The following is a 20,389-nucleotide window of genomic DNA, read 5'->3' as shown; positions in this document are numbered from 1 at the left end:
TGAGCAAAAAATACGAGCCATGACTTTCGATCATTCGCCTTGGTAAATGCTTCCCATTTTTCCGTGGACGGTTCATGCAGTCCTCTTCACAAGTCGTAGCTGCGGTAAACGCATTTTCTGAACTTGGGTATGAGTATGGGATTCAAGGTAGTGCTGCCGGCAGACGCTTACTGTTCCATCTGGGCGTATATGGACAGGTACGCCAAGCGTCTCGAACACTCTCTTTTGTCTGGCAGGCTGTTTATAGCCCGTGACGTCAAAGATTTCACGCGCAGTCATGGTTAAGCTATTCATTTGCTTGTCCATCTGCTTTTCAGTCAGAAAAATAGCCTGTTCCATGCTTGTTCTAAAAATCGGTCAAACGATTGAATGCGCAGCGTCTGGCCCTGAGCCGCCGCGCTGAAGTGTCAGGCGGCTTTCTGTTCAGGGGTCTGCGCCTGTTCACGGTTATCCGCTTCAGGGTTGTCCGCATCGGGTGCGCTCTCCCACACTTCCGCGTCCGGCGCATCTTCCGGCATCAGGGTGACGCTACCGTCCACCGCATCCAGATGTTGATCTTTTCCGGCTTCGGCGAGTCCGTCGAGCGCGGCGGCGGTTTGAAATTCGACCGAGAGCGGCAGATATTTAGCTAAGCGGCGAATCACGGTTTTGCGGCCCATCTCGATGAAGTGGGTCTGCCAGGGGTGGCTGTCCTGTTTTTTGTATCTCACGGCCTGTTTCCAGCCTTGCGAAGCGTCGCGGATGGCCTCGACCTGCCGACGGCTCATCACTTCAAAGGCATGGCCGCCGTCCTTGAGTTTCGCCACCGCGTAAAACGCAATGACCTCTCCGCGCTCGGCCATCGAAGGGATATGCGTCAGTGTTTCGTTCAGGCCGTAGATGCACTCAAATGTGTCGTGTTCACAGACTTCATGCGCGGCGATGCTGACAATTTGGCCGGAGCGACGCGCCAGATCGATCAATCCCTTATAGCCGATGATGACTTGCACGGAATCGACCCATCGCTCCCCCCCTGCGGCATTCTTGCGTCGGGTATTAAACGGGACGAGATAGGCATGGCCTAGAACGGTATTCGGCTCCAGTCCCATTTGAGCGCATTGTCCGATGGCGCCGATTAAGCTCGCGATGTCGCATTCCACGAGCTTCGGCGTGGTGGTCGCGGCAATCTGCGCGACTTTGAGCAGCCGCTCTGGGTTCAGATGGGGCGGAATGAGCTTTTGGATGGCCGCCTTTTTGAGGTCGAGCAGATAGGCGACTCTGTCCTTTGGCTTCATCTCGCGAGAGGGGGTTGAGGTTCGCCGCTGACGGCGGCTTTGAGGGCTTGGGTGGTCATCGTTCCATCTCCTTTCAAAAGGTCTGTTTATTTCAAACGAAAGACGCGCGTTTCGCTGAACTGTATAAACTGTTCGTACAGATCGGGATGCGCGGCTTTAAACGCCGCGCATTGAAGCGGCGGGCGGAGTGCGTTTTCCAGGTCGCCAATAGCTGGTCGCGGTAGGCCAGCCGCGCCGTGTGGCCCATTCGGGCTTTGATCTGCACTTCAAGCCGTTCGACTTCATCATTGAGGCATTGCGCGCGCGCCTGAGCGTCTTTCAACTGCGCACAACATTCCAGCAAAGCATCGTCCGCATTCAGCACAGAGCCATCGTCCTGTTTGAACAGACGGATGGCCTCGTCCGGCGTTTGGGGTTCTGGGGCGACGCCGGTGAGCACATGGTTGAACCAGAAGGCATGACCTTTGCGAATCAGCGCCTGCTCAAGTTCTAAGTCCCGCTCCACGCGGAACTCACGGTAGGCGTTTCCGCCGAAGAGCGCGGCAATCACCGCATAGTCCATTGACTGAACCGCCATGTACCAGGCCACTTGCGCCACATAAGTCAAGGGCACTTCATCGCTGCCGTTTGCGCCCCACGCTTGGGTGCCAAATGCACTCACATTCTTGATTTCGAGCACGCCCGCGGGCGGGCCGGGGATAATCCCGTCCAGATTTCCGACCATCCAGTCGTGCTGCGGATGGCGCGCGATGGCATTGGGCCGGATGAGTTCGACGCCATGCTCTTCCGAGAAGCGGCGCGCGATGATCGGCTCGACCGCATGGCCCCAATAGGTCAATTCGGTTTGCGCGTCGGATGGATTCGGCGCGGTTTTCGCCAGAAAGACATCGACCGCGCTTTTAAACGAACTCACGCCTAGGATGGCCCCGATATCAGAGCCGCCGATACCCGTTTGGCGCGCGGTTAAGAATGCGTCGCGCGTTTCCTGCGCCGATGCGCCGTGTTCGATTTCTATGTGCATATCGCGCCCCGATGAGCCAGCCAGAGCAATACCCAACCAAGCAGCGCGAATAAAATGGCGGTCGTTGTTGGATACCGCCGCGTCCACCGGTCTATCCGCTGGTTCAACTGACCCAGCGCCCTCCCCGCCTTCCGGTAGAGAGGCCGCAAAGCTCTATCGTTCAATACAGGCATTGCCTTCTCCTTCAGGTCGATAGGGCTGTACCGCCAGCCGGAATCCGTTGCCTATCCGCGCCTCAGCCGCCGCTAATGCGTGGAAGGCATCCAAGGCCGCGCTGCTGGACTCGAACAGGCCGATAAACGGCGGATGACGGTTGATTTCAATTTGGAAGGGGCGGAGGTTCATGTGGTCTCTCCCGCGCCCACGGATTCAGGGCAGGCGTTGTCCGCAATCTCTTCCGATGGCGTTGTACGGCGCGCCATTTCTTCTTGCGCTTCAATCTCGCAGACTTCCCAAAAGTCTTTCTTGAACCAGTCCCGCAAGGCGGCGCTCATCTCAAGCTCTGGTGTACACCAGGCGCGATGAATCAGCACGGCCAGGCCGCGAATCAGCGGCTCAAGCTTATGGCGTCGCTGCGCATGTTCCGGTTCAAATTGTTCAAATAGCGTGTACAGGCCATTGAGGATGTCTTCCAGACAAGGCGCTGCGCATCTTCTTTGGTACACCTTCTGCGTTTCGGCAAAGATGCGGGCAGTGTTCAGATAAGATTTATAGAGGCTTGTGACCAGTGCATCAAAGGCGCAAATGACTTTCAGATGAAATTCCTGGCTCACCCACATCGCATAGTCATAGACGAGTTCCGGGCAAACGTAGGTGTCGCCACAGGGCTTTGTATGGATGGGCTTATCCCCCCCATTGTTCTTGATGGGGTCGCGTCACGCAACGGAGGACAGAGTACGCTAAGCCTGAGGGAAGGGTCGCAAGGGCCTGAATGTTCCTTTCCTGGGCGTTTTTCCCTGCTGCAAACATCATTCCCCGTCAAATTGATATGCTCCCAGCCCAACGGTGACAGATATACTAGAAGGTACGCCTCAATAGACTGGCTATGCTCCCTGAGCGCCTGGATTGCCCGTTCTAGATAGACTGAGTTCCACAACGCGATAGCTGCTGTCACCAGCGTAAGGCCGCTGGCGCGATGACGCTGGTTCTCGAAGCTACGGTCTCGCATCTCGCCCGGCCGGTGAAAGAAGACGGCTCTGGTGAGCGCATTTCTGGCTTCGCCTTTGTTCAGCCGCGCGTTGACGCGGCGGTGCAGCTCGACGTTGTGCAGCCAATCGAAGGTCAACACACTACGCTCGACCCTGCCCAGTTCTCTAAGGGCTACCGCCCGTCCGTTTTGTCTGGGAGAGCTGCTGAGCTTGCGCAGCATCAGAGAAGCCGTCCCAGTCCCCTGACGAATGGATGCCGCCAGCCGAAGAATCTCGTTCCAGTGGCTTCGGATATGCTTGGTATTGATCGAACCACCCACCAAAGCAGCCACATCAGGGAAATCCGCCGGTTTACCCGGCACGTACCACCGTTTATCGGCGAGATCACGGATACGGGGCGCAAACCGGAAGCCTAAGAGATGCATCAGGCCAAACACATGATCGGTAAAGCCCGCGGTATCCGTGTCATGCGCTTTAATTCGCAAGTCTGATTCGTGATACAGCCACCCATCCAATACATAGGTCGCATCTCGAACGCCGACATTGATCACCTTGGTATGAAACGGCGTATCCTGATCGGAGACATGCGTGTAGAATTGGATGCCGGGTTCACTGCCCTATTTGGGGTGGATATTGCCGCCCCGTTCCGCGTGCCCGCCCACTCTGAAGCGCTGGCCGTCTGAGGAAGCGGTCGACCCATCGCCCCAGTCTCCTGCAAAAGGATGTCGAAACTGCGCATTCACCAGTGCTGCCAAAGCTGCCGAATAGGTTTCATCTCGAACATGCCATGCTTGTAGCCAGGCCCGCTTGGCATAGGGGGTTCCAGAGCAGGATTCGGCCATCTTGCTTAAACCCAGGTGGATGGCATCTGCCAGAAGGGGGGTGAGCAGCAGGGATTTGTGCTTGGCCAAATCGCCTGTTTTTAGGGGCGTGAAGGGGCGGGTGAAGTCTGTCCATTTGTCTACTTCCACCCGCCATTCAGTGATTTTGATAGGCGGCAGCAGGCTGTAGGCTTGCTGGATCAACACATCAGCTGCGTCAGGTACGCTGTTGTTCAGCGGCGTGATTTTCAGACCGGATGGGGTCATGACGGCCTCTGGCAATGCCTCTGCCTTTGCCAGGCGACGGACGATGTTCAGTTGTTGCGTCAGTTTGGAGAGGCGTTCGTGAAGATAGGCATCGCAGTCTGTCTCAATGGCTAAATGATGAGATAGACTGCGCGCAGAGAATGGATCCGTCGGTCATAGATCATCCCCGAAATCCTTGAACTGGCGAGAGCCTTGCACCCAAAGATCACCTGAACGCAGTGCATTTTTCAGTGCGGACAGTGTGCACAGTTCGTAAAAGCGCCGATCCACACCCTCTGCCTTGAAGACCAGGCTTTCCCAGCGTTTTCGCACAAAGCGGGTGGGCACGTCTTGTGGTACTTTTCGGGCATTCTCCGCGTTGAGTGTTTTGAGCGTCTCTACAGCAGACAACACATCCTGTGCTGCAGGCGCGACTTTCATCTGCAGGGCATCCAGAAGCGCGGGGGCATATCGACGGACCTGCGCATCGCCGTCTCCAATGCGATGCAGGTCGTCAAACTCCCTTGGGGTGAGGTCTTGTGTTGCTGTCACGATTTTTGCAAACGTTTCCCATGAAATGAGCGCTTCAATCGCTGAAAAGGCGTCTGTACCCTCTGTCCTGGCGGCCAGCAGGACCGTGCCGATTTTCCCGTATCAACGCATCTTTTCGTGGATTGTCTTGCCGGATTCCTGGAACTGCTGCGCGTGACTGTGTTTAGCCCAATTGAAAAGACGGCCCATGATGCGGTCATGCAGGTCAATGATCTCTCGATGATTGTCGATTGAACTTCCAGCACGACAGCAACCCGCGTGGCGTGCCGACGTGTACTTTCCAGATCACGCAAATGTTGGGCAGTCATTTGAGCGCCTTCACGAGCGCGCTTTAAAAGCCGATTCTGATGTATCCGGTGCTCAAGACCCTCTGGCAATCTCAGCGCTTCCAGCGTTTTAAGCCCATCCAGATGTGCTCACAGGTGCTGGGCATTCGGCGCATTGGGCGACTGACGTAGCCAGGCTCATAGGCTGATTTTGCTGTGTTCATGTAGGTTGAGCAGATGCTCTAGCTTCTGCCGATGAGCCTGGGTCAAACCTGCTGTGAGCGCGGAATAAAGGGGTCGATTGCCGCGTGTCATGGCTTCTGCGCAAATCCTATCGATCATTAGGATCGATGGCAGCAGGATTCAACGGCTGCGGAGTGCCTCAATCAGCGCCTTGGCTAGCATGATGCCTTTATCGGTCTGCTGTGCCAGTGGTGCCAACGCCTGCACAGAAGATTTGTGACATCGCACTGTAAAGGGCCTCAAGCCAAACACAGACTGCAGTTCAACCAGATGTGCTCGGCGCGTCTCTGCCCGTTGCCCGTACTCAGCCCAAATGTCTAACGGTCATTTAAGCTGGGCTGCCACGAAGCTCAGCACCGGAGAAAAAGGGGGCTCTTCTATCTCCAACATCCTGCCTGGGGAGCGCATGTCACACAGCTGGACTGCAAATCCCAGCTGAGTGGCAGCCTTGCGACGCTGGCGAATGATGGACAGATCAGACTCGCTGAACGTGTCATGCCGAATCAGGGCATCCTGATGTTCAGGCAGCGCTCAACAGACNCNCGCGTTCCNGAAAATCCATCCTAAAACGGTTGCGTGTCATGCCTTTTCTATACGTTCGTTTCTGATAGTCTACCGTACCCTGCCGCTGTGCCTCATAAAATCCTGACTTTTGTATTCTTGAACATCACTCTTGAAAGTCTTTTCTCAATTCTGTCACCTTTCCACGGGTTTCAAGAATCTTTTGGCAGTCTCATGCTGATTGGGTACGCGCGCGTTTCTACGCAAGACCAAAATCTTACGCTTCAGAAGGATGCCTTACGCAGGCGGGCTGCCAGAAAATCTTTAAAGACAAGGCGAGCGCAGGGCATACAGCGCGTCCCGGGTGGGCTAAAACGCTTGAGATGCTGCGCCCAAAAGATACACGGGTGGTCGTCTGGAAGCTGGATCGCTTAGGGCGCAGTGTCAAACATCTGGTTGAACTGGTCGGGGGTTTATCCCAGCAGGGCATTCACTTCCGAAGCCTGACCGACGCCATTGACACCAGTACCCCAGCGGGCCGGTGCTTCTTTCACGTCATGGCATCTTTGGCCGAGATGGAGCGGGAACTGCTGCTGGAACGCACTAAAGCAGGCCTAGAAGCCGCCCGTCAACAGGGGCGAAGAGGGGACGCAAGCGAAAAATGACAGACAGCACACTAAAATCTGCTCAAAAGCTGCTGGTCAACGGAGTAGCCCCACGGGAGGTGGCCCGAAATCTGGGCGTTTCTGTCCCGACGCTTTATCGTTGGGTGCCCGCTGCTTCTCTGCCTGTATCAATTACTGCAAGTCTTAACGCACTCTGGTGTCCGTTTTCTGGGGCAACCTCATTTAGACTCCTCGCGGCCCTTCCCTCAGGCTTAGCGTACTCTGTCGTCCGTTGCGTGACGCGACCCCTAAATATGCTCTTAGCCGCCAAGCGCCTGATATAACCTCATTCGATTATTGAGCTGGTCCAGACGGTTCTGTTTAAGCGCGTCGCGCGCTTTCCGCAGCCCGCCCTGCGCCTCCAGCCAGGCCTGAAGATCGGCGGCGCCGGCGTTAAACCGCGCATGCGTCTGTTGTTCAGCCTGCGACGCCTGGAATGCGATCTGCGCCTGATGCGCGGCTGCTTCAATCAATTGCGCACGTCTGGACAAGGCATTTTCGACCTCAGCCAACGCGGTGTAGAGGTTCTTTCGGAAATGGACAACGGCTTCTGCATATTCGCTTTTCGATACTTTGATTTTTAACTGCATCGTGTTCCATTCGATAAAGGGCAATGTCAGGCCAATGCCAAGCGTTGCGACCGGATTCTGCAGCACGCGCAACAATGCCTCGCTGGCGCTGCCGAGGCTGCCGGTCAATGTAAAAGCCGGATAAAAACTGGCGCGCATCTTTTCAATATCGGCGAACGACTGGCGCAGGCGTAATTCAGCCACCCTCAGATCCGGGCGACGCTTGAGCGCCTGCGCCGGCAGGCCGGCCTCCACTTCAGGCGGCGGCGAATCGGGCAAATGCTCAGGCGCCTCAAAAGCGTATGAGGGCGGGCGGTTCAATAACACTGCCAGCGCATGGCGCGCTTCGATGCGTTGCTGATACAGCCGGGTTAGCGCCAGGCGTTGCGCCGAGACATTCTGCTCGGCCTGTACCCGATCCAGTCCTGAGATCACGCCCGCCGCATACCGTGCATTGACGAGCTCGAGTATTTTTTGGGCTTGCTTCAGATCCGCGTTGCCATCGATGATCTGCTCGTTTAAACGGACCAGCTTCCAGTACAACTCCGCGGTGGTGCCAATCAGATTCAGCGCCGCCTGCGCGCGGTCCGCCTCGGCGGCCTGCGCTTCCCAGGCGGCGGTTGCGCGCTGTTGGGCCAGTTTTCCCCAGAGATCCAATTCATAACTCAGCGAGCCGCTGACGTTTGCTGAACGCTTTGTATTGTGTGAGTCCAAGTTGCGTGATGATGTATTCAGACCAACGCCTTTGACATCCGGAGTCAGGGTAGTATTGGCCAGGCCCGCTTGTAAGCGCGCGCGCTGCACGCGAATGACCGCGACTGCCAGATCATTATTCGCTTTGAGCGCTTCGTCGATCAGCGCATTGAGTTGTGGATCGTTGAAATTCATCCACCACGCGGCCCGTGCTTGTTCCGTCGCCGCCTGGTTGACAACGGGCGCGGACCAGCGCGGCGGCACCTCTATGGACGGCGGCGTCCAGCGCGCGCGCGCGCAGCCTGCCAGAAGCATCAGCGCGATCAAAACAGGGGCGATCCGGTTCATGCGCATCCTCTCAATCTCGCGCCAATGCATCGACTGGATTTAAGCGCGCCGCATTGCGCGCTGGCATAAAGCCGAAGACGACGCCGATCAGAGTCGAACACAGCGCCGCCGCGATGATTGAGCCGACTGAAAAAATCATCTTCATTTGCTCAACCAGCGCCGAGAAGACCGCGCCAATGCCAAAAGAGAGCAGAATGCCAATCAGTCCGCCGCTTAAACAGACCGCCACGGCCTCGACCAGAAACTGTTGCAGAATATCGGACTGCCGTGCGCCAACCGCCATCCGGATACCGATTTCGCGCGTGCGCTCAGTCACCGAGACCAGCATAATATTCATCACGCCAATCCCGCCGACGATCAGGGAAATGACGGCAATCGACAATAGAAAAAGCCGGATCAGCTGATTTTGCTGCTGCCCGGCCTTGAGCATGCTATCCATATTAAAAATAAAGAAATCCTTGTCGCCATGCCGTTGGGCGAGCAATTCTTCAATGCTGTGTTCGGCGCTTTTGCTAGATTGCCCGTCGCGCAAGCGCACCGTAATCTTGCCGAAATAGGATTGACCGAGGAGTTTACTGTTGGCCGCGCTGTAGGGAATCCAGATTTGCAGATTCTGCTGATCGCCGAATATATCTTTCTTCGACTGCGTCACGCCAATCACGGTGCATGGCACCGGGCCGATCAGAATGATTTGACCCAGCGGATTGTCCATATCGCTGAACAGCTTCTCCCGCGTATTTTGATCGATCACCGCCACCTGCGCCTGTTGCCGGATATCCTCGCGTCCGAATGCAATGCCTTGCGCGAGCTTCAGATTTCGCACCCGGAAAAAATCTTCCCCGACGCCGGTGACAATGGCATTCACATCCAGGTTGCGATAACGCACCAGTCCCATTTTGCCCGTTTCCGGCGTCACACTATCAACATACGGCTGCGCGCGCAGCGCCTCCAGGTCTGCGGGCACGAGCGTCTGATTATTGCCTCGCCAATGGCGCTCGCCGCGGTCGCGGCCTGGAAAGATAGAAAGGGTATTGGGGCCCAGTTCTTGAATGATCTCCTGTATCCTCTGTTTCATCCCCGAGCCCAGCGCGACGATGGAGGCGACCGAAGTAATGCCGATGATGATGCCCAACATTGTTAGAAAAGTCCGCAGGCGGTGCGCGCGCAGCGCGCTGGCGGCCATTTTGAAGGCTTCCGTGAAACGCGCAAAGCGCGCGGATGCGCGGCGAGCAGTCTGCGGCGGCGCATTTTCCTGGGGTTTAGAGCATTTTTCAGTGATTTTCCCTGTGTCGCTTCGCGCTCGCCGTATTGTGCATACTGTCTTCGCGCTCGCTCCTTGGGCCAATCGACTGAAAAATGCTCTAGACTCCATAGGGCGCGTCGCCGTTGGCTGTGCATGATCGCGCACGATTGCGCCGTCCTTGAGTTCAATGATACGTTGCGCGTGCGCCGCGATCTGCGGGGCGTGTGTGACCAGAATCACAGTATGGCCGTTTGCATTCAGCTCATGCAGGATATTCATCACCTCCTGCCCGCTTTTGCTGTCGAGCGCGCCAGTGGGTTCGTCCGCCAGAATAATCTCGCCGCCGTTCATCAATGCGCGCGCGATACTGACGCGCTGCTGCTGGCCGCCCGAAAGCTGCGCGGGCCGGTAGTGCGCGCGCTCCGCTAAACCCAAACGCCGCAGCAATTCCAGCGCGCGCGGCTGCCGCGCCGCATGCGCGGTATCGGCATAGACAGCGGGGATTTCAACATTGCCGGCCGCGGTCAGATGCGGCAGCAGGTGATAGCGCTGGAAAATAAAGCCGAAACGCGCGCGGCGCAACTGAGCCAGTTCATCCGGACCGAGCGCCGCGGTTTCCCGCCCGCCAATCCGATAATGGCCTGAACTGGGCGGATCAAGGCAGCCCAGAATATTCATCAGCGTCGATTTGCCTGAGCCTGAAGCGCCCATGATCGCGACAAATTCGCCCGCGCAAATCCTCAGCGTGATGTTGTTCAGCGCCACCGCGTCTTTATCGCCGGACGCAAAGCGGCGCGTGACCTTGACCAGTTCAAGCAGGGCTTTTTGCACTGAATTCATGGCTGGATCAATCGGTTCAGCGCCTGTGATCGGCACAGGCGCTCACTGACGGAAGACCCTGACTGGCCCCCGGCGGGGCGCGTTTTTTCCCTCTACCTTGGAGCTTTCCCCCAGAATCACGCGCTCGCCTTCCTTCAGGCCGGAGAGAATCTGCACTTGCACGTGGTTATTGATACCGGTGCGCACGGCGCGCGTCTGCACCGCGCCGTCTGCGCCGAGCACACGCACTTGAGCGCGGCCGTCTTTCTCCAGCTCGCCCAGCGCCGAGACTGGAATCGTCAATGCAGCCTGTGCCTTGTCGAGCACAATGCTGACCTGCGCGGTCATCCCGACGCGCAATACGCGCTGCGGATTCGGCACCTCAAATAGCGCGTGATAGAACACCGCCTGTTGCGCCTGCCCCTCACTGGCTGGCGGCGCCGGTTCCACCGCTCTTAAGGTACTGTAGTAGCGTTGGTCGGGCGCGCCCAGAATGGTGAAATAGACCTCCTGACCGGGATGGACGCGAACAACATCCGCTTCCGGAATCTGCGCTTCAACGGTCATCGTGTTGAGGTCAGCAAGCTTCATGATGACCGGCGCTTGCTGCTGCGCGACCACCGTCTGCCCTTCCCGCGTCACAATCGAAACCACTTCGCCGTCGATGGGCGCGGTGATCTGCGTGTAATCTAGATCGGCGCGCGCCTTTTCAACCTCAACGCGCGCCCGCTTGAGCTGCGCACCTTGCGCGGCGAGCTCGGCCCGCCTTACGGCCAGTGCTGCTTCGGCGTTCTGCGCATCCTGACGCGAGGCGGCATCTGCGGCGAGCATTTGCCGCTGCCGCCGCATATTCAATTCTGCCTGCTGCAGTTGCGCTTGCGCGGCGCGCTGATTTGCGGCGCTGTTTTCCGCATTCAGTTGCGCCTGCTGGAGCGCGTTTTTTTGCAGAGCTGGATCAATTTCGGCGAGCCGTTGCCCTTTTTTAACGGCATCGCCCAACTGAACATGGAGCGTTTGCACTTGACCCGTGACTCTGGCGCCCACATCAACTTGTGTAAAGGCGCGCAAGGCGCCCACCGCCTGTACGGTATTCTCAATATCCGCGCGCGCCGCCGGCGCGCTCAGATATTCCGGCGCTTTTTTGCTGAACGCGCAGCGTGAGAGCGCGATGAGCAGCGCAACCGCCAGTGCAACGCCGATCAGGATTCTGGCGCGTCTGCGCGCAGGCGCTCTGATTTTTTTCATTGAAGATGGAGCAAGGAATGGGATGAGAGGGAGGTCTAAAATCACGATGGAATGCACAGACAGGGCGAATTGTATTTTAGAATTGGCATCATCAGAAGAGCCAAATATTGAAATCGCCTTTTAGGAGCGCTGATGTACGCGATCTCGTTCGATCTGGACACTGAACAACTGAAACAGCAATATCCCAACGATTCATGGCAAAACGCCTATGACGATATCAGAAAAGAACTGATGCCGCTGGGTTTCACCTGGCAGCAGGGGAGCGTGTACTTTGGCGATGAAAATATGAATGCGGTGAAGTGCGTGCTGGCCGCACAGGTATTAAGCAAAGCCTATCCCTGGTTTAAAAGCAGTGTGCGGGATATTCGCATGCTGCGTATCGAAGATATCAACGACCTCAGCCCTGCTTTATAAATCAAGGTTTCAAAGCTTCTCTATGCGCAACGATTCAATCTCTCCAGCCCGTATTTCCGTTACCGGCGCCGCCGGTCAGATCGCTTATGCCCTTCTTTTCCGGCTCGCGAATGGCGAGCTGCTCGGCAAAGGGCGGCCCGTCATTCTGCAGTTGCTCGAACTGCCGCAGGCGCAGTCCGCTCTCAAAGGGGTTGTGATGGAGCTGGAAGACGGTGCATTTGAGCTTTTGCGCGATATCGTTGTGACCGATGACCCCAAAACCGCTTTTAAAGACGCCGACGCCGCTTTTCTGGTCGGCTCGCGGCCGCGCTCCAAAGGAATGGAGCGCGGTGATCTGCTGCATGCAAACGCCGGAATTTTTAAGGAACAGGGGCGCGCGCTCAACGAAGCGGCGCGACGCGACGTGAAAGTGCTCGTGGTCGGCAATCCGGCCAATACAAACGCCTATATTGCAATGCGTTCCGCGCCGGAGCTGCCGCGCGAGAACTTCACCGCGATGCTGCGCCTGGACCACAACCGGGCGCGCGCGCAGTTGGCGGCGAAGCTGGGCGAACCGGTCGCTGCGCTTGAAAGGCTGATTGTCTGGGGGAATCATTCGTCCACAATGTATCCGGACATCCGCTTTGCAACGGTTTGCGGCGCGCCTGTGCAGCGCAGAATTCAGGAGGATTGGCTGCGCGATGTCTTTATCCCGTCCGTCGCTCAGCGCGGCGCGGCGATTATCAACGCGCGCGGACACTCATCAGCGGCGTCCGCCGCGCAGGCGGCGCTGGAGCATATGCGCGACTGGATGCTCGGCAGCCAGGGGCGTTGGGTCACAATGGGCATCGTATCGGACGGCTCATACGGAATTGCGCCGGACCTCATCTATGGATGCCCGGTGATGACCGAAAATGGCGCATTCACGCGCGTGCAGGGGCTTGAAATCGATGCATTTTCGCGCGCGCGGATGAAAGCTTCCGAACGGGAGCTGCTCGATGAACGCGCAGCGGTCGAACCTTTGTTGAATACCGCCACCGGCTAGAGCATTTTTCAGCGAGATTGCACAAGGAACGAGCGCGAAGGCAGTATGAGCAATACGGCGAGCGCGAAGTGACGCCGTGCAAGCCGCTGAAAAATGCTCTAGAAATGATTTTTAGCCACACTGGAGACATTCTATGAAAAAAACCCTGTTGATCGCAGTCGCGCTTGCATGTGTGACGTTGCTCGCCTCGGTTGCGGAAGCGGTCCCCCAGAAGTCATCCGCAGCCGCTCACAAGCGCCGCGCAAGCCATCAGAAAAGCCAGCCCCAAAGTATAGCGCTCGATCGCCCGCCGCTGGATGAAAGCGCAGTGAAATGGAGTTGTGAGCACAATAAAGCGTTTTGGCTGAGCGGTGATTTCAAAAGCGATCCGTCCTTGACTTTGTATTGGTCTGGAAGAAATTACCTCTTGCCGCGCGTGCCAACGACGACCGGCGCCGAGCGCTTTCAGGATTCAGACAGCGGCCTGGATCTGGTCGTGCTGCCCTTCAAGGCAATGCTGTTCAACGATCATGGCGCGCGCTCCCGCCTGGTCGATGAATGCAAAACAGTGGAAATGGCAGCGGCGGATGCTCAGCCTAAGCCTATGCCGCTTCTTTTTTCAGCAGATTCAGAAGAGCCTGATTCGGCGGCGGCTGCACATGCGCCGTTCTCCGCGTCTAAAACTCCTTCCGCAACGCGCCAATGAACCCGCAAAGGTCCCAACCATGACGCACCACAACCTCTATCACACCCTACAAATATTCGACCACGGTTCGGGCAAAGGACTGTTGTATTCGCTCCCGCGCTTAAGCGCGGCGCTTGGCGTTGATATTGCACGGCTGCCGGTCTCGATTCGACTCCTCCTTGAGTCGGTGCTGCGCAATTACGATGGCGCCCGGATTACCGAGACGCATATCCAGAATCTCGCGCGGTGGCAACCCGTTGCGGCGCGCAGCGATGAAATCCCCTTTGTCGTGGCGCGCATTGTGCTCCAGGATTTCACCGGCGTTCCCCTGCTTGCCGATCTGGCCGCAATGCGCGGCGTTGCCGAGCGGATGGGCCACAATCCGAAGTCCATCGAGCCTCTGGTGCCCGTTGATTTGGTCGTGGATCATTCAGTGCAGGTGGATTATTTCCGCCGCCCTGATGCGCTTGATCTGAATATGAAGCTTGAATTCCAGCGCAACCGGGAACGTTATCAATTTATGAAGTGGGGAATGCAGGCCTTTGATACCTTCCGCGTGGTGCCGCCGGGCGTTGGCATCGTGCATCAGGTCAACCTTGAATATCTGGCGCGCGGACTGCACAAAAAGAAAGTGAATTCATCCGCGCCGGCTGACAATATCTATTATCCCGATACCTTGGTCGGCACCGATAGCCACACCACAATGATCAACGGGGTCGGCGTCGTCGGCTGGGGCGTCGGCGGGATTGAAGCGGAAGCGGGAATGCTCGGCCAGCCGATCTACTTTTTAACGCCGGACGTGGTGGGTTTCGAGCTGAAGGGGCAGTTGCGCGAAGGCGTCACCGCGACCGATCTGGTGCTCACGGTGACTGAAAGGCTGCGCCGCGAGAAGGTCGTCGGTAAATTTGTCGAGTTTTTTGGTGACGGCGCGCAATCGATTGCGGTGCCGGATCGCGCGACCCTCAGCAATATGGCGCCTGAATACGGCGCAACAATGGGCTTTTTCCCGGTTGACGATAAAACGCTCGAATATTTCAAAGGCACGGGCCGCACGGACGAGACCATCACCGCGCTGCACAATTATCTGAAGGCGCAGCAGTTATACGGTATGCCTAGTGCGGGGCAAATCGACTATACAAAAGTGATCACGCTCGATCTGGCCACGGTTGCGCCTTCGCTGGCTGGCCCTAAGCGTCCGCAGGACCGGATTGAGCTCGGACATGTGAAAACCGCCTTTGCCAAACTCTTCAGCCAGGAAGTCAGCCAAAACGGTTTTGCGAAAAAACCGGAGGCGCTGGCGCACAGTTATCAAAGCAGCGATGGCATCGAAGTCCGGCATGGCGATGTGCTGATTGCGGCGATTACGTCCTGTACGAATACTTCAAATCCAGGCGTGAATACTCGCGGCGGGTCTGCTGGCGAAAAAAGCGGTGAACGCAGGCTTGAGCGTTGCGCCGCATATCAAAACCTCGCTGGCGCCTGGCTCGCGCGTCGTCACCGAATACCTGAAGGCGACAGGACTTCTGCCCTATCTCGAACAGTTGGGCTTTGCGCTCGCCGGATATGGCTGTACCACGTGTATTGGCAATTCCGGCGATTTATCACCCGCGCTGAATGAGGCCATTCTGCGGAACGATCTCATCGCTGCTGCCGTCTTATCGGGTAACCGCAATTTTGAAGCGCGCATCCATCCGAATATCCGCGCAAATTTTCTGGCCTCGCCGCCGCTGGTGGTCGCCTATGCGATTGCCGGCACGGTGATGCGCGATTTGACAACCGAGCCGCTTGGCCGCGGCATCGACGCAAACGGCCAGGCGCGCGATGTTTATCTCAGCGAGATTTGGCCTTCAAGCGATGAAATCCATCCGTTTATGCAATATGCGCTTGACGGCGCGGTCTTCCGTAAAAATTACGCGCAACTGACCCGCACAGGCGATTTATGGAGCACGATTGAAGGCGCGCAAGCGCAGACCTACCACTGGCCAAAATCGACCTATATTGCGCAGCCGCCCTTTTTCTCCGGATTCAGCATGCAGCCCGCAGATTGTGCACCATCCGTTCGCGGCGCGCGCGCGCTTGGCATCTTTGGCGATTCAGTCACGACCGACCACATCAGTCCCGCGGGCGCGATTAGTGAAAGCGCTCCAGCGGGCCGGTGGTTAAAGGAAAACGGGGTTCAAAAAGCCGATTTCAATAGCTATGGCGCGCGGCGCGGCAATCATGAGGTGATGATGCGCGGCACCTTTGCCAACGTCCGGATTAAAAATTTGATGGTTCCGCCGAAACCGGAGGGCGCGCGCGTCGAAGGCGGCATCACGATTCACCAGCCGAGCGGCGAACAGATGTTCATTTATGATGCCGCGATGCGCTATCTCCAGGAAGGCGTATCGACCCTGGTATTCGCGGGAGAGGAATACGGCACCGGCTCGTCGCGCGACTGGGCCGCCAAGGGAACGCAATTATTGGGCGTCAAAGCGGTCATTGCGCGCAGCTTCGAGCGCATCCATCGCTCAAATCTGGTCGGCATGGGCGTATTGCCGCTGCAGTTCACAACAGAGCATAGCGCGCAGACGCTTGGGCTTACCGGCGAAGAAAGTTTCGATCTGGATGGACTCGATGCGGAACTGAAGCCGCAGCAACAGGTGACGCTGACCATTCACCGCGTTGACGGCGCTTCTGTCAAAGTCCCACTGCTTCTTAGAATCGATACGCCCATTGAAATCGACTACTACCGGCATCGGGGTATTCTACCCTTTGTGCTGCGCTCATTGCTGGCAGCTTGAACAGGCGTTCCGCACAGCCGCGCTGGCGGCGTTGCGCCTCCTTGCCGTACTGGTTGTACTGTCTGCGTTAGCGCGCCTTGCCAGCACGGCTGTGCGGAACGCCTATGAATCTTATTATTCTAGAAACAGGGCTTGCAGATCGCTCAAAAAACGCTGGCCAAGCGGCGTTGGAATGATCATTTGATGGTCCCGCGTGAGCAAGCCGCGCGCAATCGCGGTGCGCAAGGGCTGTTCAATTGCGCGGATTGGCAGGCCGGTACGCTCGGAAAACCAGTGCACTGGAAATCCCTGGGTCAGCCGCAACGCATTCAACATAAATTCAAACGGTAAATCCTCTGCGTTGACTGCATATTCCTGCTGGATGGGCGCGTTCTCCGCGCATTGTCTGAGATAGGCCGCGGGCTGCTTGTAGCGCATTTGCCGGACGATGCGCTGCGGAAAAGAAAGTTTGCTGTGCGCGCCCGCGCCAATTCCAAGGTAATCGCCGAATTGCCAGTAATTCAGGTTGTGCCAGCAGCGCTGATGCGGTTGCGCGTAGGCGGACACTTCGTAATGAGAATAACCCGCCTCGCGCAGGCGCGCATGAATCCAGTCCTGCATATCCGCGCATTGTTCCTCATCCGGCAGGCGCGGCGGATATTTCGAGAAATAAGTATTCGCTTCAAGCGTGAGTTGATAGATCGACAGATGCGTCGGCGCATAAGACAAAGCGGTTTCCACATCCGCGCGGCATTCATCGAATATTTGACACGGCAGCGCGAACATCAAATCCAGATTGAAATGATCAAATGCGTTGTGCGCGATTTCGACCGCGCGCCGCGCCTGTTGCGCATCATGGACGCGCCCTAGCGCTTTCAGATGCGCGTCGTTAAAACTTTGGATGCCGATTGATAAACGGTTCACGCCACTCGCCCGGAATTGTTTGAACCTGGCGGCTTCAAACGCGCCGGGATTGGCTTCCAGCGTCACTTCAACCTCCGGATTCAGCGGCAGACGGGCTCGAATCTCCGAGAGCAGACGGTCAATGCCCGCCGCCGACAGCAAACTCGGCGTGCCGCCGCCAATGAAGACCGATTGAATGCGCCGCCCCCAGATCGATGGCAGCGCCAGTTCGAGATCGCCGCGCAGCGCGTCCAGATATTCTTTCTCCGGCACATCCACGGCGCTGTTCCATTCATGTGAATTGAAATCGCAATATGGACATTTTTTAAGGCACCAGGGAATATGGACGTAGAGCGACAGCGGCGGCAATGCGTTGAGCTGAATGCGCCGCGAGGAAGCGGGCAATATCGTTACGGCGCGGATATCGGGCGTCATGTAAAAATCGCTTAGAACCCTGCTACAACTGGATCTCTGCGAAGGGTACACCCTGGAATGATTGGCCTGCCCAGAGGGATTCGAACCCCCGACCGTCGGCTTAGAAGGCCAATGCTCTATCCGGCTGAGCTATGGGCAGAAAATGGAACGCGGCGCATTGTTGTGATGTACGCCGGCGTTATTAATGCAAAACAAGCGGGTGCGTCATCCAGTCATCAAATTGACCCAGAAAAGCGTCCATTTCGGCAAAATCAGGCGGCTGTTTGACCAGCTTCTGCACGCTTTTCTGGAAATGCGCCGCCATCGGCCCGTGGATAAACAGACCCCGCTTTAAATTCTTGGCGACAATTTCATAGCCGCCCTCGGAAAGCGCGGCGCTGTCTTCCTGCGCTGGAAAAGCCACAACGCAGTAATTCGGACTATTGTACATCATTTGCATTACCGTCTCCTGTCGAGCGGATATTCCGTTTTTATTGTCCATCTTAGAGCATTTTTAAGCGGCTGTGCAAAACGCCTCCCGTCTTGAATTCGGGTCAGTGCGCCCCTATAATCAGCACTCGTTGGCAGGGAATGCTAACAAAGCTCTTTGGGCAAATGGAATGAATTTTTTGCCTTGTTTGAAACTCAAAGTATTTTCATCTCACTTAAAGAGGAAGCAATATGAAAAAACTTCGTCCCCTGCACGATCGCGTGATTGTCAAGCGTCTGGACAATGAAACCAAATCTCCATCAGGGCTTGTGATTCCTGAGACGGCTGCCGAGAAACCCGTTCAGGGCAAGGTGATGGCCATCGGACCTGGCAGAAAAGATAAAAAGGGGGAAACGATTCCGATGGATGTGAATGTGGACGATGTGGTGCTGTTTGGACAATATGCGGGCCAGACCGTTAAAGTGGATGGCGAGGAATTGCTGGTGATGCGCGAAGAGGACATCATGGCCGTGATCGTTTCCTAGAGCATTTTTCAGTCGATTGGCCCAAGGAGCGAGCGCGAAGACAGTATGCACAATACGGCGAGCGCGAAGCGACACAGGGAAAATCACTGAAAAATGCTCTAAGCATCAAGAGAGCGCTTCACTTCCCTTTTATTCAATTTGATTTCAGAGAAATTCAAGGAGTTACAAGATGGCAGCAAAAGAAGTGGTATTCGGCGATCAAGCCCGCACCGAAGTCGTCAAAGGCGTCAATATTCTGGCCAATGCAGTTAAAGTGACGCTCGGGCCAAGAGGACGCTATGTGATGCTCGAACGCAGCTTTGGCGGACCGACCTTGACCAAGGACGGCGTTTCAGTGGCAAAAGAAATTGAACTGAAAAACAAGCTGCAGAATATGGGGGCGCAAACCGTCAAGGAAGTGGCGTCGAAAACGAGCGATAACGCGGGGGATGGCACAACGACAGCGACCGTGCTGACGCAATCCATCGTATACGAAGGCATGAAATATGTGGTTTCGGGCATGAATCCGATGGATCTGAAACGCGGCATTGATCAAGCGGTGGCCGCCGCCGTTGAGGAACTGCGTAAAATCAGCAAGCCCTGCACGACCAGCAAGGAAATTGCGCAAGTCGGCTCAATCTCGGCCAATAGCGATGAGTCCATCGGAAAGCGAATTGCCGAAGCGATGGACAAGGTTGGCAAGGAAGGCGTCATTACGGTGGAAGACGGCAAATCGCTCGAAGACGAGCTGGATGTCGTTGAAGGCATGCAATTCGACCGCGGTTATCTGTCCGGGTACTTTATCAATAACCAGGACCGGCAAATGGCCGTGCTGGATGAACCCTATATCCTGTTGCATGACAAGAAAATCTCGACGGTTCGCGATCTGCTGCCGCTGCTGGACCAGGTTGCCAAATCGGGCCGTCCGCTGGTGATTATCGCTGAAGATGTCGAAGGCGAAGCGCTCGCCACGCTGATTCTGAACAATATGCGCGGCTTGCTGAAGTCGGTGGCGATCAAGGCGCCGGGCTTTGGAGACCGCCGCAAGGCCATGCTGGAAGATATTGCAATTCTGACCGGCGGCGAAGTGATTACCGAGGAAACAGGCCTCACGCTTGAGAAAGCTACGCTGAATCAATTGGGTCAGGCAAAGCGCATCGAAGTGGCGAAAGAGTACACCACCATCATTGACGGTCGGGGCGATTCCAGAAATATCGAAGCGCGCGTCAAACAAATCCGCGTGCAGATCGAGGGGGCGACTTCCGACTATGACCGTGAAAAGCTGCAGGAGCGCGTTGCGAAACTGGCCGGCGGCGTTGCGGTGATTAAAGTCGGCGCGGCGACAGAAGTCGCAATGAAAGAGAAAAAGGCGCGCGTCGAAGACGCTCTGCATGCAACGCGCGCGGCGGTTGAAGAAGGCATTGTGCCAGGCGGCGGCGTCGCGCTGATTCGCGCGCGTCATGCGGTCGCGAACCTGACGGGCGATAATGCGGATCAGCAGGCGGGCATCAAGATTGTGCTGCGCGCGATGGAAGAGCCGCTGCGTCAGATTGTCGCGAATGGAGGGGAAGAAGCGAGCGTTGTGGTTGCAAGTGTGATT

Annotated in this window: 17 protein-coding genes, 1 tRNA gene and 3 pseudogenes; 8 read left to right on the top strand and 13 right to left on the bottom strand. The window is 56.7% G+C overall.

What is annotated here, in order from left to right; genetic code table 11:
• Positions 1-72 precede the first annotated feature (72 nt).
• The 7 genes and pseudogenes from CAGGBEG34_RS01420 to CAGGBEG34_RS01395 form a co-directional block, all read right to left on the bottom strand.
• Positions 73-339 carry a DUF4224 domain-containing protein gene (locus CAGGBEG34_RS01420; RefSeq protein ID WP_006682120.1) on the bottom strand — a complete coding sequence of 89 codons (267 nt, stop codon included), beginning with the start codon at positions 337-339 and terminating at the stop codon, positions 73-75.
• 68 nt (positions 340-407) lie between these two features.
• Positions 408-1,364, bottom strand: coding sequence for a recombinase RecT (locus CAGGBEG34_RS01415; RefSeq protein WP_420885877.1), 957 nt, complete (start codon positions 1,362-1,364; stop codon positions 408-410).
• 1 nt (position 1,365) lies between these two features.
• Positions 1,366-2,295, bottom strand: a complete 930-nt coding sequence (locus CAGGBEG34_RS01410; RefSeq protein ID WP_158641765.1) for a YqaJ viral recombinase family nuclease — start codon at positions 2,293-2,295, stop codon at positions 1,366-1,368.
• Positions 2,286-2,468, bottom strand: coding sequence for a hypothetical protein (locus CAGGBEG34_RS10930; RefSeq protein WP_158641764.1), 183 nt, complete (start codon positions 2,466-2,468; stop codon positions 2,286-2,288). The genes CAGGBEG34_RS01410 and CAGGBEG34_RS10930 overlap by 10 nt, the downstream gene beginning before the upstream one ends.
• Positions 2,449-2,640 carry a hypothetical protein gene (locus tag CAGGBEG34_RS01405; RefSeq protein WP_042687503.1) on the bottom strand — a complete coding sequence of 64 codons (192 nt, stop codon included), beginning with the start codon at positions 2,638-2,640 and terminating at the stop codon, positions 2,449-2,451. Before CAGGBEG34_RS01405 ends, CAGGBEG34_RS10930 begins: the two co-directional genes overlap by 20 nt.
• Positions 2,637-3,134: a KilA-N domain-containing protein gene (locus CAGGBEG34_RS01400; RefSeq protein WP_275226114.1), complete on the bottom strand. Its 498-nt coding sequence runs from the start codon at positions 3,132-3,134 to the stop codon at positions 2,637-2,639. Before CAGGBEG34_RS01400 ends, CAGGBEG34_RS01405 begins: the two co-directional genes overlap by 4 nt.
• Positions 3,135-3,194: 60 nt before the next feature.
• Positions 3,195-6,099: pseudogene (locus CAGGBEG34_RS01395) on the bottom strand (Tn3 family transposase).
• 207 nt (positions 6,100-6,306) lie between these two features.
• Here CAGGBEG34_RS01395 and CAGGBEG34_RS01390 point away from each other — a divergent pair.
• Both CAGGBEG34_RS01390 and CAGGBEG34_RS12080 read left to right on the top strand, forming a co-directional pair.
• Positions 6,307-6,737 (top strand): annotated as a pseudogene (locus tag CAGGBEG34_RS01390) (recombinase family protein).
• The gene (locus CAGGBEG34_RS12080) at positions 6,734-7,021 is read left to right on the top strand and encodes a hypothetical protein (RefSeq protein WP_420885872.1); all 288 of its coding nucleotides are present in this window, start codon (positions 6,734-6,736) and stop codon (positions 7,019-7,021) included. The pseudogene CAGGBEG34_RS01390 and the gene CAGGBEG34_RS12080 overlap by 4 nt, the downstream one beginning before the upstream one ends.
• On the opposite strand, the gene CAGGBEG34_RS01385 is transcribed toward CAGGBEG34_RS12080, so the two are convergent.
• Genes CAGGBEG34_RS01385 through CAGGBEG34_RS01375 form a run of 3 tightly spaced genes read right to left on the bottom strand, consistent with a single transcriptional unit; the run spans position 6,998 to position 11,654 of the window.
• Entirely contained in the window at positions 6,998-8,377 is a 1,380-nt protein-coding gene (locus CAGGBEG34_RS01385; protein WP_042687498.1) for an efflux transporter outer membrane subunit, read from the bottom strand. The two genes, CAGGBEG34_RS12080 and CAGGBEG34_RS01385, sit on opposite strands and share 24 nt — an antisense overlap.
• Positions 8,358-10,421: a MacB family efflux pump subunit gene (locus tag CAGGBEG34_RS01380; protein WP_042687592.1), complete on the bottom strand. Its 2,064-nt coding sequence runs from the start codon at positions 10,419-10,421 to the stop codon at positions 8,358-8,360. The genes CAGGBEG34_RS01385 and CAGGBEG34_RS01380 overlap by 20 nt, the downstream gene beginning before the upstream one ends.
• Before the next feature lie 51 nt (positions 10,422-10,472).
• Positions 10,473-11,654, bottom strand: coding sequence for an efflux RND transporter periplasmic adaptor subunit (locus CAGGBEG34_RS01375; protein WP_006682114.1), 1,182 nt, complete (start codon positions 11,652-11,654; stop codon positions 10,473-10,475).
• A gap of 132 nt (positions 11,655-11,786) precedes the next feature.
• Between CAGGBEG34_RS01375 and CAGGBEG34_RS01370 the strand changes: the two genes are divergently transcribed.
• From CAGGBEG34_RS01370 to acnA, 4 genes and pseudogenes are all read left to right on the top strand, one after another.
• The gene (locus CAGGBEG34_RS01370; RefSeq protein ID WP_006682113.1) at positions 11,787-12,068 is read left to right on the top strand and encodes a virulence factor; all 282 of its coding nucleotides are present in this window, start codon (positions 11,787-11,789) and stop codon (positions 12,066-12,068) included.
• Positions 12,069-12,090: 22 nt separating this feature from the next.
• Positions 12,091-13,092, top strand: a complete 1,002-nt coding sequence (locus CAGGBEG34_RS01365; protein WP_006682112.1) for a malate dehydrogenase — start codon at positions 12,091-12,093, stop codon at positions 13,090-13,092.
• Positions 13,093-13,225: 133 nt separating this feature from the next.
• Positions 13,226-13,777: a hypothetical protein gene (locus CAGGBEG34_RS01360; protein ID WP_006682111.1), complete on the top strand. Its 552-nt coding sequence runs from the start codon at positions 13,226-13,228 to the stop codon at positions 13,775-13,777.
• 19 nt (positions 13,778-13,796) lie between these two features.
• Positions 13,797-16,539 (top strand): annotated as a pseudogene (gene acnA, locus CAGGBEG34_RS01355) (aconitate hydratase AcnA).
• Between the two features lie 114 nt (positions 16,540-16,653).
• Here acnA and hemW read toward each other — a convergent pair.
• The 3 genes from hemW to CAGGBEG34_RS01340 form a co-directional block, all read right to left on the bottom strand.
• Entirely contained in the window at positions 16,654-17,856 is a 1,203-nt protein-coding gene (gene hemW / locus CAGGBEG34_RS01350) for a radical SAM family heme chaperone HemW (RefSeq protein WP_006682110.1), read from the bottom strand.
• 62 nt (positions 17,857-17,918) lie between these two features.
• Positions 17,919-17,995 (bottom strand) — tRNA-Arg (locus CAGGBEG34_RS01345).
• 42 nt (positions 17,996-18,037) lie between these two features.
• On the bottom strand, positions 18,038-18,295 hold the full coding sequence (locus CAGGBEG34_RS01340) for a BTH_I0359 family protein (RefSeq protein ID WP_006682109.1): 258 nt from the start codon (positions 18,293-18,295) through the stop codon (positions 18,038-18,040).
• Between the two features lie 221 nt (positions 18,296-18,516).
• On the opposite strand from CAGGBEG34_RS01340, the gene CAGGBEG34_RS01335 reads away from it, so the two are divergent.
• Entirely contained in the window at positions 18,517-18,810 is a 294-nt protein-coding gene (locus CAGGBEG34_RS01335; protein WP_006682108.1) for a co-chaperone GroES, read from the top strand.
• A 169-nt stretch (positions 18,811-18,979) separates the two neighbouring features.
• Positions 18,980-20,389: chaperonin GroEL (gene groL / locus CAGGBEG34_RS01330; RefSeq protein WP_042687494.1), on the top strand; the 1,410-nt coding region annotated here is incomplete at its 3' end.

The sequence above is a fragment of the Candidatus Glomeribacter gigasporarum BEG34 genome (assembly GCF_000227585.1).
Taxonomy (GTDB): domain Bacteria; phylum Pseudomonadota; class Gammaproteobacteria; order Burkholderiales; family Burkholderiaceae; genus Glomeribacter; species Glomeribacter gigasporarum_B.
Note: the sequence above shows the minus strand (reverse complement) of the source record. Positions and strands in the feature narration are given on the sequence as shown.